Consider the following 13,240-nt stretch of genomic DNA (forward strand, 5'->3'; position numbering starts at 1 on the left):
GCATGCTGATTCCAGTGATTCTTTCCGGCGGTGCCGGGACCCGCTTGTGGCCGGTTTCGCGCGAAGGTCATCCCAAGCCCTTCATGATCCTGCCCGACGGCCAGAGCCTGCTGGGCAAGACCTATCGCCGCGCCGCCGGGTTGCTGGCCGGCAGCGGCGACATCGTCACCGTGACCAACCGCGACCATTTCTTTCAAAGCAAGGATCACTTCCAGGCCGCCCGGCTGGATCGGCACCTCGGGCATTTCATCCTCGAACCTTCGGGCCGCAACACCGCCCCGGCCATCGCCATCGCGGCCCTGGCCGTGCAGGCCCGGCATGGTGACCAGGCGACCCTGGTGGTGATGCCCGCCGACCATCTGATCCGCAACGAAGAAGCCTTCAAAAGCGCGGTCGCCCATGCCGCGCAACTGGCCGAAACCGGGCATCTGGTTACCTTCGGCGTCACCCCGAACACGCCGGAAACCGGCTTTGGCTATATCGAGTCCGGCGACGCTCTCGACGACCAGGGCGCCGCCAGGGTGCAGCGCTTCGTGGAAAAGCCCGACCTGAAGACCGCCCTGGGCTACCTGGAAAGCGGCCGGTTCCTGTGGAATTCCGGCCTGTTCTGTTTCACTGTCGCCACGCTGCTGGAGCAGCTGCAACAGCACGCCCCCGAGCTGCTGGAACTGGGCCGCGCCTGCCTGGCCGCGAGCACGCCGGTGGAAACCGGGCGCATCCTCCAGCATGAATTGTCGGCGGAACATTTCGCCGAGATGCCGGACATTTCCATCGACTACGCGCTGATGGAGGTTTCGGACCAGGTCGCGGTGGTGCCCGCCCGGTTCGACTGGAGCGACATCGGTTCCTGGGGCGCGATCAGCGCCCTGGTCGACGCCGATGCCCAGGACAACCGCGCCACCGGCGAAGCCCTGTTCATCGACAGCCACGGCAACTTCGTGCAGAGCGAGGGCCGGATGATCGCCACGGTCGGCGTCAACAACCTGATCGTGGTCGAAACCGCCGACGCCATCCTGGTGGCCCACGCCGACCGCGCCCAGGACGTGCGCCAGGTGGCCCGGCAGCTCAAGGACCGCAACCACGAGTCCTATCGCCTGCATCGCACGGTCAGTCGGCCCTGGGGCAGCTACACCGTGCTGGAGGAAGGCCCGGGCTTCAAGATCAAGAAAATCGTGGTCAAGCCGGGCGCGGCGCTGTCGCTGCAGATGCACCACCATCGCAACGAACACTGGGTGGTGGTCAAGGGCACGGCCATGGTCACCAACAACGGCGACGGCTCGCACCTGGTCAACAGCAACGAATCCACCTTCATCGCCGCCGGGCACAAGCATCGACTGGCGAACCCGGGGGTGATCGACCTGGTCATCATCGAAGTGCAGAGCGGCGAGTACCTGGGCGAGGACGACATCGTCCGCTTCGAAGACCAATACGGCAGGACGGCCTGATGCTGCTCAATCTGTACCGCTCGCTGCGCAGCTACCGGGGCTTCATCCTCGGCAGCGTGCAGCGCGAGTTCCAGGCGCGTTATCGCAACTCGCTGTTCGGCGCCTTGTGGACCGTGCTCAACCCGCTGTCGATGATCGTCGTCTACACGGTGATCTTTTCCCAGGTGATGCGCGCCCGCCTGCCGGGGGTGGAGGACGGCCTGGCCTACAGCGTCTACCTCTGTGCCGGGCTGCTGACCTGGGGCCTGTTTTCCGAGCTGACCCTGCGCAGCCAGAGCATGTTCCTGGAAAACGCCAACCTGCTGAAGAAGATCAGCTTCCCGCGCATCTGCCTGCCGGTGATCGTGCTGCTCAACGCCGGCATCAACTTCGCGATCATCCTCGGCCTGTTCCTCGGCTTCCTGCTGATCACCGGGCGCCTGCCGGGCCTGGCGCTGCTGGCGCTGATCCCGCTGCTGCTGTTGCAGGTGCTGTTCTGCACCGGCCTGGGGATGATCCTCGGGGTGCTGAACGTGTTCTTTCGCGATGTAGCGCAGTTCTTCGGCATCTTCCTGCAGTTCTGGTTCTGGCTGACGCCCATCGTCTACCCCATCAGCATCCTGCCCGAGTCGATCCAGCGCCTGCTGGCGCTCAACCCGCTGACCGCGCTGATGCACAGCTACCAGAACCTGTTCCTGTACGACCAGTGGCCGCAATGGAGTTCGCTGACCCCGATGCTGGTGATCAGCCTGCTGTTCTGTGGCATGGGGCTGCGGCTTTTCCGCCAGCGCGTCGGTGAAATGGTGGATGAGCTCTGATGGGACATATACGCGTCAGCGGCCTGGGCAAGGCCTATAAGCAGTACCCGAACCGCTGGAGCCGGCTGTTCGAGTGGATGATTCCGTTTTCCAGGCCGCGCCATCACCTGCACTGGGTACTGCAGGGCGTCGACTTCGAGATCGAGCCGGGCCAGGCCGTGGGCATAGTCGGGGTCAACGGCGCCGGCAAAAGCACCTTGCTGAAAATGATCACCGGCACCACCCAGCCGACCTGCGGCGAGATCCACCTGCGGGGCCGGGTGGCGGCGTTGCTGGAGCTGGGCATGGGTTTTCACCCGGACTTCACCGGGCGCCAGAACGCGGTCATGGCCGGCCAGCTGCTGGGCATGCAGGTCGAGGAAATCGAGGCCCTGATGGCGGAAATCGAAGCCTTCGCCGAAATTGGCGAGGCCATCGATCACCCGGTACGCACCTATTCGAGCGGCATGCAGATGCGCCTGGCGTTCAGCGTGGCCACGGCCCGGCGCCCGGACATCCTGATCGTCGACGAGGCGCTGTCGGTGGGCGACGCCTACTTCCAACACAAGAGTTTCGAGCGCATTCGCAGCTTTCGTCGCGCCGGCACCACCCTGCTGATCGTTTCCCACGACCGCTCGGCGATCCAGTCGATCTGCGACACCGCGATCCTGCTCGAGCAGGGCCGCGTGGCCATGCATGGCAAGCCAGAAGAGGTGATGGACTACTACAACGCCATGCTCGCCGAACGCGAAGGCCAGACAGTGCGCCAGGAAATGCTCGCCAACGGCCAGGTGCGGACCATTTCCGGCACCGGCGAAGCCGGGATCCTCAGTGTGCACCTGCGTGACGAGCGCGAGCGCTCGATCGAAATGGCCGAAGTCGGTCAGCCGGTGGTGCTGGAAGTACAGGTCGAGGTACGCCAGGACATCGAACGGCTGGTGCTGGGCTTCATGATCAAGGACCGTCTCGGCCAGCCCATGTATGGCATCAACACCCATCGCCTGGACCAGGCCCTGACCGACTTGAGCGCCGGCGAGAAGATCACCTTCCGTTTCGCCTTCACCATGGGCCTGGGCAAGGGCAACTACTCGGTGGCCCTGAGCCTGTCGCGGCTGGATTCGCATCTGGATCGCAACTTCGAATGGCGCGACTACGGCCTGGTCTTCCACGTCATCAACAACCGCCAGGAAGACTTTGTCGGCTGTTCCTGGCTGCAGGCGCGGACCAGCATTGTCCGCTCACCGTCGAAGTCCACTCAGTCAATGCCTCAGCGAGCCGCTCCATGACCCGACTGTTGATTGAATGCACCTATGTGTTCGAACACCCCGAGACCAACTCGGGCATCCAGCGTGTGGTGCGCAACGTTATCCGTGAACTGCCCGCGGCCGATGCCTCGGTCGAATGCATTCCGGTGGTCATGCTCAAGGGCCAGCTCTTGCGGGTATTGAGCCTGAAGCCGTTGAAACCCGAGCGCTGGAACCTGATGGGGCTGCGGGTGCGCCTGGAACAGATGGCCAACGTCTTCTGGCTGCGTCACCGCACCCTGGAGCGACGCAAACCCTTCGATTCCTACCTTGCGCGCCGCTTGCTCTATGTGGCGTGCCGCTTGACCGCGCTGGTCTGCTTCAGCATTCCGTTGCGGCTGTGCAACCGGTTCCTCAACACCCGGGAAATCCCCCAGCGCTGCGTACCGCTGCAACATCAACCGGGCGATCAACTGGTGTTGCTGGACTCGTCGTGGCACGCCGACTTTTTCCCCTTGGCCGAACAGCTCAAGCGCGATGGCGTGGGCATCGTCTCGGTGATCTATGACCTGATCCCCCTGACTCATCCGCAATTCTGCGACGCCGGGCTGGTCCGGGTGTTCAACCACTGGTTCGACTGGATAGCGCGCACCGCCGACGGCTACGTGGCAATCTCCGCGACCATCCGTGACCAGGTGCACGCGGAAATGCTCCGCCGGGTTGGCCGCGAACAGGTCGCACAGCGCTGGTTCGACTATTTCCACCTGGGTTCGGAACTGGACCAGTGCAGCGAAAACGCTCGGATCAACCCGGACCTGACGCAGCTGTTCAAGAATCGGGCGCCGGTGTTCCTGATGGTCAGCACCATCGAGCCACGCAAAAACCACGGGTTCCTGACCGACGCCTTCGAGCGTGTCTGGGCCAGCGGGTCCCAGGCCCGCCTGTGCATCGCCGGGCGCATCGGCTGGAAGTGCGAAGCGCTGATCGAGCGGATTCGCCGGCACCCGGAGTTGAACCGGCGCCTGTTCATGTTCAACTCCCTGGACGACAACAGCCTGGAGTACGCCTATTCCAAGGCGACGGCGCTGGTGTTCCCCTCCTATGTCGAAGGGTTCGGCCTGCCCCTGGTGGAGGCCATGCAGCGCGGCTTGCCCGCCATGGGCAGCGATATCCCGGTATTTCGCGAGATCGGCGGCGAGTTCATGGCCTATTTCGACCTGAACAATCCGCAGAGCCTGGCCGACCTGGTCATCCAGCAGGAAACCAGCGGCGTGTTTCCCGCGGCCCGCCATGTCGATGACTGGCGCTGGCTGGGTTGGCGAGAAGCCAGTACCCAACTGGTCGAACGCATTGTGTTCCACAGGAACCACGCCCCCTCGGTCATGGAGACGCACGATGCGGATAGCCCTTAACGCGCGCATTCTCCAGTCGCCCCGCACCGGTATCGGCCATTACGTAGCGGAACTGGCCTCGGCCCTGGTCACCGAACAGGGGCTCGAGCTGTCGCTGTTCCATGGCTGGGGCTGGAGCCCCGAACTGCCGGTGGCGGCCATGCCGGGTTACTCCCGATTGGCCCCCTGGCTGCGACAGGTCCCCGGGGCCTACCAGGCCCGGCGCTGGCTGGAACAGCGACGTTTCGACCAGGGGCCGCACGAAGCGATCGACCTCTACCATGAACCCAGCCTGTGGCCACTAGAGTTCGAAGGCCCGACCGTGATGACCCTGCATGACCTGACTCACCTGCATTACCCCTCGACCCAGCCGCCGGCCCGCTTGAAGGAAATCGAGCGGCGCCTTGGCGCAGGCGTGGAACAGGCGCGGCTGATCCTGACAGACTCGCAGTTCATCGCCGATGAAGCCCAGGATTATTTCGGCCTGCCGCGCGATCGTTTTGTCGTGGCGCCACTGGGCGTCGCCCCGCGCTTCCACCCACGTGAGCACGCCGAGCTGGAACACAACCTCGCAATCCATGGCCTGCAGCCTCAAGGCTACTTCCTGTGCGTCGGCACGCTGGAACCACGCAAGAACCTGTCCCAGGCCTTGCAGGCCCACGAACGGCTGCCGCCAGCGCTGCGCCAACGTTATCCGTTGCTGATCGTCGGCATGGCGGGTTGGGAGCAAGGCCAATTCAGCGACACCCTGCAAAAGGCCCTGGCCAGCGGCCATGTGCGCCTGCTGGGCTACCTGCCGGACGAACAGGTAGCGCACCTGGTGGCCGGAGCCAGGGCGCTGATCTTTCCATCGCTGTACGAAGGCTTCGGTCTTCCGGTCCTGGAAGCCATGGCCAGTGGCACGCCGGTGGTAGTGACGCGGCGTTCGGCCATGCCGGAAGTCGCGGGGTTGGCCGGCAATTATGTCGAGCCTGGCGATGTGCATGGTTTGAACAGCACTATGCTTCGCTTGATCGACGACGAGCCCCATTGGCAGGCATGCCGCGAAGCGGGTTTGCAACAAGCCGGGCGGTTTTCCTGGAGGCACTGCGCGCAGATCACCGCGCGCACCTACCGTCAGGCTATAGGAGGCTGAATGCGTGTCTTACATTTCTTCAAAACCTATTTGCCTGACTCGGTCGGCGGTATCGAACAGGTCATCTTCCAACTCTGCGAAAGCGGCGCCCGACAGGGTATCGAAGGCCAGGTCCTGACCCTCAGCGCCGACCCGCACCCCGCGATACTCAAGCTCGGTCAGCATGAGGTGCACCGGGCCAGGCTCGACATACAGTTCGCCTCCACCGGTTTCTCCTACAGCGTGTTCAAGCAGTTCCGCGAAATGGCCGCCGAAGCCGACGTGGTCAACTACCACTTCCCCTGGCCGTTCATGGACCTGGTGCATTTCATGAGTGGTATGAACAAGCCCTGCGTGGCTACCTACCACTCCGACATCATCCGCCAGCGCCACTTGCTCAAGCTGTACCGGCCGTTGATGAATCGCTTCCTGGGCAGTGTCGACCGGATCGTCGCCGCGTCGCCGAACTACCTGCACACCAGCGATGTGCTGCAGCAATTCCCGGACAAGGCCCGGGTCATCCCCTACGGCCTGGACAAGGCCGGTTATCCACAGCCCGATAGCGAACGCATGGCCCAGTGGCGCCAGCGCCTGGGCGAGCGTTTTTTCCTGTTCGTCGGGGTGATGCGTTACTACAAGGGCCTGCACATCCTGCTCGATGCCCTCAAGGACGTGGACTACCCGGTGGTGATCGTCGGCGCCGGCCCGCTCGAGGCCGAACTGCATGCCCAGGCCGCGGCCCTGGGCCTGCGCAACCTGCATTTCCTCGGCCGGCTGGGGGATGAAGACAAGGTGGCCTTGCTGCAACTGAGCTACGCCATCGTCTTCCCCTCGCACCTGCGCTCCGAGGCGTTCGGCATCTCGTTGCTCGAAGGCGCGATGTACGGCAAACCGATGATCTCCAGCGAGATCGGGACCGGCACCAGCTACATCAATATCCATGGCGAAACCGGCCTGGTGGTGCCGCCCAGCGATCCCCTGGCCTTCCGCGCCGCCATGCGCCAGCTCTGGGACAACCCGGAACAGGCCGCGCAAATGGGCCTCAAGGCCGAAGCCCGTTACCGGCAGCTGTTCACCGCCGACGAGATGGGCCGCAGATGGAGCGAGCTGTACCAGGAGCTGCTGGAGGAAAAAGCCCTGTCCTACGCCTGATCCGCCAGACGCCAATCTGTAGAGCGAAGCTTGCTCGCGATGCAGACGCCGCACTGGGTCAGGTACGGCCCTTTCGCGGGCAAGCCTCGCTCCTACGTCTGATCCGTCCAGCGCAAAGCCAATGCCGCGGGCCGGCGTACCAGTTGTTCGACCTCGAAGCGCCACAGACGCTCGGCGCCCGGGAAGGTTGCGATCTGCGGGTCGTCGAGCACGACTTCAGTGCGCCCGCAGAGCTGCAACAGGTCGCCACGGCTGAAGTCGATGAACATCAGGCCGGCGCGGGGGTTGAGCAGCAGGTTGCCCAGGGTGTTGAAGTGCAGGTTGCCGGCGAAATCCGGAATGCTCAGGCGGTTGCCCTCGACCCGCACGAAACCGGCCGGGCCGCCGCGGTGGGAAACATCGACCCAGAGCCGTCCCTCGACCTCCACGTAACTGGCGACAAAAAACGTATCGGCGCCCCGGATCATCGCCCTTGCCGCTTCATCCAGCGCGTTCCGGCGCTGCACCGGCCGGTGCGCGGCCAGCGGCACCGACTCGAACTGACGCAGCTGGATGTAGCGCGGGCAGTTGCCGAAGGACTGCTCGACGCCCAGGGCAAAACCGCTGTCGTCCAGCTCGACGATCCGCCCGTTGAGGCGGTTGCGCCGCCGGGTGTGCAGCTCGATGCCCAGCAGGCCGATGGCCGCGCCCGGCGTCAGCTGGGCGGGGTCTTCGGCGGCTGGCAGGCTATCGAGCCTTAGCCGCCCGGGGGTCGGCGAGTGGGCGAAACCGACAGCCCCTTCGAGCACGCTGGCCCAGGGGTTGCCCTGGTTATCCACAGCCCCGAGCAGCATGAACGGCAGCTGTTGATAAAACTGCCGGTGCTGGTCGGGCATCTCGCTGCGGATGACCTTGCGCCCGACGACTTCCATGCGCTCGGCCACGCCGGCCTGGGCTTGCAGGCGGGTTTCGCCTGCGTGCCAGGGGGATTCGGTATTCATCATGAGTCTCCCCTGCGTCGACGACGCAGCAGTCAGCGGGCCCGGGCTTACCGGGCCGCCAGGTTCAGGCGCTTTGCAGGCCCACCGCGGTGCGCGGCATGCCGACGAAGCCGGGCAAGGCTTCGATGCGCGCCAGCCAGGCGCGGACCTGTGGATAATCCGCCAGCGACACATTGCCCTCGGGGGCGTGGGCGATGTAGCTGTAGCCGGCGATATCGGCGATGGTCGGTTCGCTGCCCGCCAGGTAAGGGCTGGCCGTCAGTTCCTGCTCGACCACCTCGAGCAACGCATGGGAGCGGGTGATGGCCTCCTCGGCGTTGCGCTGCGCGCCGAATACGGTGATCAGCCGTGCCACCGCCGGGCCGAAGGCAATCGGTCCCGCCGCCACCGACAACCAGCGCTGGACCCGTGCCGCGCCAACCGGATCGCTGGGCAGCCAACGGCCCTGGCCGTACTTCTGTGCCAGGTACACCAGGATCGCGTTGGAGTCGGCCAGCACCACGCCCTGGTCGTCGATCACCGGCACCTGGCCAAAAGAGTTCAGCGCCAGGAAGGCCGCCTGCTTGTGCTCGCCTTTCGCCAGATCGACGAAGACCAGCTCAAAAGGCAGCCCCAGCAGCGACAACATCAGTTCGACGCGATGGGCATGACCGGAACGGGGGAAGTTGTAGAGCTTGATGGCGTGCATGGCAGACTCCGCTGGGCAGGGGTGCGGCTCACAAGAGCGGCACTGACGGACGCCATCTTCTCTCTCGGCTCAAAACAAAGGAATCACCAGAAAACACAATCCATCATTTCAGCCAGCGCAATGATCCGCGCTACGACTGCAACGCCGGATGTTCGCGCAGCGCCTGCACCGCGAAGTCGACGAAGCTGCGCACCCGCGCCGGGGCCTTGCGTCCGCCCTGATACACCACATGGATCGGCAGCGGCGCCAGTTCGAACTCCGCCAGGACAATCTCCAGCTCGCCGGCCGCCACCTTGCCCGCGACCTGGTACGACAGCACCCGGGTCAGGCCCAGCCCCAGGCACGCGGCACTGATCGCCGCCTGGTTGGCGGTGACCACCAGCCGCGGTTCCGGACGAACGCTCAAGGGCGTTCCGCCCTCGTCGAACAGCCAGCTCCTGGACTGGCCGATGGAGGACGGCGCAATCAGCGGCGCCTGGCGCAACTCCTGCGGATGGCGCGGGCGCCCATGCCGGGCCAGGAAAGCCGGGGACGCGCAGATGACCCGCCGCACCTCGCCGACGCGCATGGCGTGCTGGCCGCTGTCGGGCAACTCGCCGATACGCACCGCGACGTCCATGCCCTCCTCGACCATGCTCACCACCCGGTCGACCAGCAGGGCATTGATGCTGACCTCGGGAAAGCGTTCCAGGTAATCCACCATCAGCGGGGTCACGAACAACTCGCCGAACAGCACCGGCGCGGTGATCGTCAGTTGGCCGCGCGGGAGGGCATGGATGCCGGCGGCCGAGGCTTCGGCGTCCTGCAACTCGGCGAGGATGCGCCGGCTGTCTTCCAGGTAACGCTGGCCGGCTTCCGTCAGCAGCACATTGCGCGTGGTGCGGGTCAGCAACTGGGTGCCGATACGCTGCTCCAGCGCCGCCACCGCCCGGGTCACGCTGGGCGCGGACAGCCCCAGGCGCCGAGCCGCGGCAGCGAAGCCCTGCTCCTGGGCGACGCTGATGAACACCTGCATTTCCTGGAATCGGTCCATGGCGGTCCTCGCACTACAGCGCCCTGCCCCGGCACCGTCCCGCATGGACCGCCCGGGCTCAGGCAGGGACCTGGAGTCGCTGCCACAAGGCCTCATCGTTGAAGTCCCGGATGATACTCCGCGCACCCGCCTCGCGAAGCTGAGTTTCCTCGAGCCCCGACAGCATGCCGAAGGTGTGGATGCCCGCCGCCGCCGCGGAACGCACACCGGCCAGCGAGTCCTCGAAGGCCAGCGCCTCGTCAGCGCTCACCTCCAGCAGTTGCAGGGCCGTCAGGTAAGGCAGCGGGTCGGGCTTGCCGCGCGCCAGCTCACCGCCGATCACCAGCGCATCGAAACGCTCGGCAATCCCCAGGCCCTGGAGCATGGCTTCGGCGTTTTCCCGAGGCGCGTTGGTCACCACCGCCATGGGGATGCCGGCCGCCTGGGCATAATCCAGGGTGCGCAATACGCCAGGCACCGGCGTGGTCTCGCGCAGCTGAGCGCGGAACATCGCCTCCTTCTGCGCCGCCAGCTCCGGGTACTGCGCCGCCGGGGCATTGGGAAACAGGCCGGAGAAAATCATGTCGTCGGGAAAGCCCATCACATGGGCCTTGTAGTAATCCAGGCTCATGGACTTGCCCCAGCGCGCCAGCAACTGGTTGTAGGCGTTGAGGTGCAGGTCATCGGTGTCGATGAGGGTGCCGTCGAGATCGAACAGCAGGGCAGAAAGCTTCAAGGGCGTGCTCCAGGAAAATGCAGACCGCGCGCGATCGGCAGCATGAGAAAGGGATAAACGATCAACAGGCTGAATGCCGCTTCGACCCCGATCCGCGCGGACAGCAAGCCGAGCAGGAACGGCGCCAGCAACAGCGCCACGCCCACCGCCTGCGAGGCCTGGGCGCTGATGGCCGAGCTGGCCTGGGGCGCGACGCGCATCGCCGAACCGAGGATCAACGGGAAGAAATTGCCCAGGCAGGCGCCCAGGACAAAGATCAACAAAGCCGTCAGTAGTTGGGCCTGGCTGAAGTACAGCAGCACCAGGGTGGCGATGGCCCCGAGCATCACGCCGACCAGCAGCGGCAACGGGCTGATGCGGATCAACGCATAACGGCTGGCCAGGCGCCCGCACACCGTGCCGGCAAAATACAGGCTCATCAGCGTGGCCGCGGCCGAGGCGCTGACCTGGACGTGCACGGCCAGGTATTCAGCGCCCCAGAAGCCGACGCCCCATTCCGCGGAAATCCCCAGCAACACCAAGGCCCACAGGCTCAGCTGCACCCGCCGGGTCATGAGGCTCTGCCCGCTCTCGCTGGCTTGATGGGTGGCGGTGACTGTCGCCGGGGCGCTCCAGGCACTCAGCGAGAGCAAGGTCACCAGCAGCGCGATGGCGGCGATGCTGCCCGGCACCAGGCGCCAGGACAGCCCCAGGCCGGTCATGCTCCCCACCAGCAAGGCGCCGCCGAGCACGCACAGCCCGGCGACTATATGTGCCTCCACCAGCCTCGGCGCGGCCTGCTCGCGATAACGCTCGCCCAGGGCCGCCTGCCCCACCGCCAGCACAAACCCGCCGGACAGGCCCATCGCCCCAGCGGCGAGCAAGGTCAGCGACCAGTGTCCGGCAAGGGCGAACAGGCTGCTGGCGATCACCACCGAGAGGCAGGCGACGGTGCTCATGCTCGTCGACCGCACCCGTCGCTCCAGCCAGCGATAGGGCCAGCCGACCAGCGCCAGGCCGGCGGCATAGGCGGCGAAATGCAGGCCGGCCCAACCGAGGTCGAGCGCCAGGGTTTCACGCAGGAACGGCATGATCGGCCCGAGCAACCCTTGCTGGGCGCCGAACAACCCGAACAGCAGGTAAAGGAACCACGGGCGTGCCTCGCGGACCTGTTCCTGGCCGCTGAGCGCTTGACTGGAATCCCGCGCGGCTTCAGCCATGGGCCGTCTCCCGGCTGAACAGCGCCTGCCATTGCCGGCAGCGCGCGGCCTTGTCCCGGCTGGCCTGCACGGCCGGCAGCGGTTGCAGCGTTCCGGTCGGATGGGCCTGGCCCGGCACCACCTTGCCATAACGCTGGCTGATCGCCGCCGCGGCAGGCGTGAGCATCCACTGCAACGCCTGCTGCGCATAGGCGGCGTTGGGCGAACCGGCCCGGCAGGCGAACACCTCGTCCTCATAACAGCGCGCATCTTCCGGCACGCACCAGCGCAGGTGCGGGTGCTGTTCGGCAGCGCGGGTGGCCGCGGTCGACACTGTCACCCCCAGCCAGGCCTGCCCCTGCACGACGGCCTCGATCGGCGCCGTGGAGGAGCCGCTGATCGAAGGCTCTTGCCTGGCCACCTGGGCCAGCAGCGGCCAGGCCTGTTCAGCGTAATGTTCGAGCAGTGCGCCAAGGTGCAGGTAGCCGGCACCGGAACGCCCGGGGTCGGGCAAGGCCAGCCGCCCGGACCACTCAGGAGCGGTCAGGTCCTGCCAGCGGGTCGGCACCGCCAGGCCCTCGCGGGCGAGGACCTTGGGGTCATAACAGAAGGCCGGGACGAAACCCGATGCGGCGAACCAGCGGCGATCCGTGGCCACCGCCGCCTCCGGCAGGCCGGCGAATTCGATGTCCGTCAGGGGCATCAATTGCCAGGCCAGGGCGGGGTCGAGCAAGGCGGTGGCCGCCGTGCCCAGCAACAGGTCCCAGGCCCCGGCGCTGCCGCTGTGCAGGCGCTCGATCAGCTCCGAGGTGGAACAACGGGTCAGGCGCACCGGCATGCCGATGTGCTGGCTGATGCCGGCGATGAATTCGGCCAGCTCGGCATGCTCCATCGAGCTGATGGCGTTGAGCTCAGTCATCGGCGGCCTCCAGCAAACGGTGCAGCTTGGCGTACTGCAGCAGCATGATGGTCTTGCCGTCGCAGATCTCGCCGCTGTCGATCATGGCCAGGGCCCGATCGATCGGCAGCTCCAGCACTTCGATCTCTTCGCCCTCGTGTTCCAGGCCGCCGCCCTCGCCCTGCTTGTCTTCATCGAAATATTCGCCGACGAAAAAGTGCAGGCGCTCGGTGACCGACCCCGGGCTCATGAAGGCTTCGAACACCTTGCGCACCTCACGAATGCGATAGCCGGTTTCCTCCTCCGTCTCCTTGTGGATGCAGGTACGCGCATCGTCCTTGTCCAGCAGCCCGGCGCAGGTTTCGATCAGCATGCCGTCGTGTTCGTTGACGAAGGCCGGGAAGCGAAACTGCCGGGTCAGCACCACCGTCTGCTTGGCCCGGCTGTACAGCAGGATGGTGGCGCCATTGCCGCGGTCGTAGGTTTCCCGGTCCAGGGTGCGCCAGACGCCGTCGCGGCCCTGGAAGTCGTAGGTGGTCTTGCGCAACACGTACCAGTTGTCCGAGAGCACTTCGACCTGATGGATCCGCACACGGTCCTTGGTGGGGATGGCCTGGTTCATCGAT

The 13,240-nt window shown here is 65.6% G+C and carries 13 protein-coding genes; 6 read left to right on the plus strand and 7 right to left on the minus strand.

Translation table 11 applies throughout. The features are described from left to right. Positions 1-2 precede the first annotated feature (2 nt). From H0I86_RS31420 to H0I86_RS31445, 6 genes are read left to right on the plus strand one after another with little or no spacing between them, the layout of a single operon-like run. Positions 3-1,445, plus strand: coding sequence for a mannose-1-phosphate guanylyltransferase/mannose-6-phosphate isomerase (locus tag H0I86_RS31420; protein WP_180923348.1), 1,443 nt, complete (start codon positions 3-5; stop codon positions 1,443-1,445). Continuing rightward, complete coding sequence (locus tag H0I86_RS31425) at positions 1,445-2,242, plus strand: ABC transporter permease (RefSeq protein ID WP_007924587.1); 798 nt, start codon at positions 1,445-1,447, stop codon at positions 2,240-2,242. The genes H0I86_RS31420 and H0I86_RS31425 overlap by 1 nt, the downstream gene beginning before the upstream one ends. Next, positions 2,242-3,507, plus strand: coding sequence for an ABC transporter ATP-binding protein (locus tag H0I86_RS31430; protein ID WP_101284052.1), 1,266 nt, complete (start codon positions 2,242-2,244; stop codon positions 3,505-3,507). The genes H0I86_RS31425 and H0I86_RS31430 overlap by 1 nt, the downstream gene beginning before the upstream one ends. After that, entirely contained in the window at positions 3,504-4,877 is a 1,374-nt protein-coding gene (locus tag H0I86_RS31435; protein WP_180923349.1) for a glycosyltransferase family 4 protein, read from the plus strand. Before H0I86_RS31430 ends, H0I86_RS31435 begins: the two co-directional genes overlap by 4 nt. Beyond that, positions 4,861-5,991 (plus strand): glycosyltransferase family 4 protein, encoded by a 1,131-nt coding sequence (locus H0I86_RS31440; protein ID WP_180923350.1) that lies wholly within the window; start codon positions 4,861-4,863, stop codon positions 5,989-5,991. The genes H0I86_RS31435 and H0I86_RS31440 overlap by 17 nt, the downstream gene beginning before the upstream one ends. Further along, the gene (locus tag H0I86_RS31445) at positions 5,992-7,122 is read left to right on the plus strand and encodes a glycosyltransferase family 4 protein (RefSeq protein ID WP_180923351.1); all 1,131 of its coding nucleotides are present in this window, start codon (positions 5,992-5,994) and stop codon (positions 7,120-7,122) included. A gap of 92 nt (positions 7,123-7,214) precedes the next feature. Here H0I86_RS31445 and H0I86_RS31450 read toward each other — a convergent pair whose 3' ends face one another. The 7 genes from H0I86_RS31450 to nudK all read right to left on the minus strand — a co-directional run bounded on the left by H0I86_RS31450 (position 7,215) and on the right by nudK (position 13,236). Continuing rightward, positions 7,215-8,102: a pyridoxamine 5'-phosphate oxidase family protein gene (locus H0I86_RS31450; protein ID WP_180923352.1), complete on the minus strand. Its 888-nt coding sequence runs from the start codon at positions 8,100-8,102 to the stop codon at positions 7,215-7,217. 64 nt (positions 8,103-8,166) lie between these two features. Continuing rightward, the gene (locus H0I86_RS31455) at positions 8,167-8,790 is read right to left on the minus strand and encodes a glutathione S-transferase family protein (RefSeq protein WP_180923353.1); all 624 of its coding nucleotides are present in this window, start codon (positions 8,788-8,790) and stop codon (positions 8,167-8,169) included. Positions 8,791-8,920: 130 nt separating this feature from the next. After that, positions 8,921-9,823, minus strand: a complete 903-nt coding sequence (locus tag H0I86_RS31460; protein WP_081359293.1) for a LysR family transcriptional regulator — start codon at positions 9,821-9,823, stop codon at positions 8,921-8,923. A gap of 58 nt (positions 9,824-9,881) precedes the next feature. Then, positions 9,882-10,538, minus strand: a complete 657-nt coding sequence (locus tag H0I86_RS31465; protein ID WP_180923354.1) for an HAD family hydrolase — start codon at positions 10,536-10,538, stop codon at positions 9,882-9,884. Continuing rightward, positions 10,535-11,737: an MFS transporter gene (locus H0I86_RS31470; protein ID WP_180923355.1), complete on the minus strand. Its 1,203-nt coding sequence runs from the start codon at positions 11,735-11,737 to the stop codon at positions 10,535-10,537. The genes H0I86_RS31465 and H0I86_RS31470 overlap by 4 nt, the downstream gene beginning before the upstream one ends. Continuing rightward, on the minus strand, positions 11,730-12,635 hold the full coding sequence (locus H0I86_RS31475) for an ABC transporter substrate-binding protein (RefSeq protein ID WP_180923356.1): 906 nt from the start codon (positions 12,633-12,635) through the stop codon (positions 11,730-11,732). Before H0I86_RS31475 ends, H0I86_RS31470 begins: the two co-directional genes overlap by 8 nt. Next, a complete protein-coding gene (gene nudK / locus H0I86_RS31480) occupies positions 12,628-13,236 on the minus strand; it encodes a GDP-mannose pyrophosphatase NudK (RefSeq protein WP_081363141.1) in 609 nt (202 codons plus the stop codon). The genes H0I86_RS31475 and nudK overlap by 8 nt, the downstream gene beginning before the upstream one ends. Between the last annotated feature and the right edge of the window lie 4 nt (positions 13,237-13,240).

Source organism: Pseudomonas chlororaphis subsp. aurantiaca (assembly GCF_013466605.1).
Taxonomy (GTDB): Bacteria; Pseudomonadota; Gammaproteobacteria; order Pseudomonadales; family Pseudomonadaceae; genus Aquipseudomonas; species Aquipseudomonas chlororaphis_I.

Coding starts and splice junctions, on each gene's coding strand:
- H0I86_RS31445 (WP_180923351.1), top strand. CDS start 5,992: ATGCGTGTCTTACATTTCTTCAAAACCTATTTGCCTGACTCGGTCGGC.
- H0I86_RS31450 (WP_180923352.1), bottom strand. CDS start 8,102: ATGAATACCGAATCCCCCTGGCACGCAGGCGAAACCCGCCTGCAAGCC.
- H0I86_RS31435 (WP_180923349.1), top strand. CDS start 3,504: ATGACCCGACTGTTGATTGAATGCACCTATGTGTTCGAACACCCCGAG.
- H0I86_RS31455 (WP_180923353.1), bottom strand. CDS start 8,790: ATGCACGCCATCAAGCTCTACAACTTCCCCCGTTCCGGTCATGCCCAT.
- H0I86_RS31430 (WP_101284052.1), top strand. CDS start 2,242: ATGGGACATATACGCGTCAGCGGCCTGGGCAAGGCCTATAAGCAGTAC.
- H0I86_RS31420 (WP_180923348.1), top strand. CDS start 3: ATGCTGATTCCAGTGATTCTTTCCGGCGGTGCCGGGACCCGCTTGTGG.
- H0I86_RS31470 (WP_180923355.1), bottom strand. CDS start 11,737: ATGGCTGAAGCCGCGCGGGATTCCAGTCAAGCGCTCAGCGGCCAGGAA.
- H0I86_RS31460 (WP_081359293.1), bottom strand. CDS start 9,823: ATGGACCGATTCCAGGAAATGCAGGTGTTCATCAGCGTCGCCCAGGAG.
- nudK (WP_081363141.1), bottom strand. CDS start 13,236: ATGAACCAGGCCATCCCCACCAAGGACCGTGTGCGGATCCATCAGGTC.
- H0I86_RS31440 (WP_180923350.1), top strand. CDS start 4,861: ATGCGGATAGCCCTTAACGCGCGCATTCTCCAGTCGCCCCGCACCGGT.
- H0I86_RS31475 (WP_180923356.1), bottom strand. CDS start 12,635: ATGACTGAGCTCAACGCCATCAGCTCGATGGAGCATGCCGAGCTGGCC.
- H0I86_RS31425 (WP_007924587.1), top strand. CDS start 1,445: ATGCTGCTCAATCTGTACCGCTCGCTGCGCAGCTACCGGGGCTTCATC.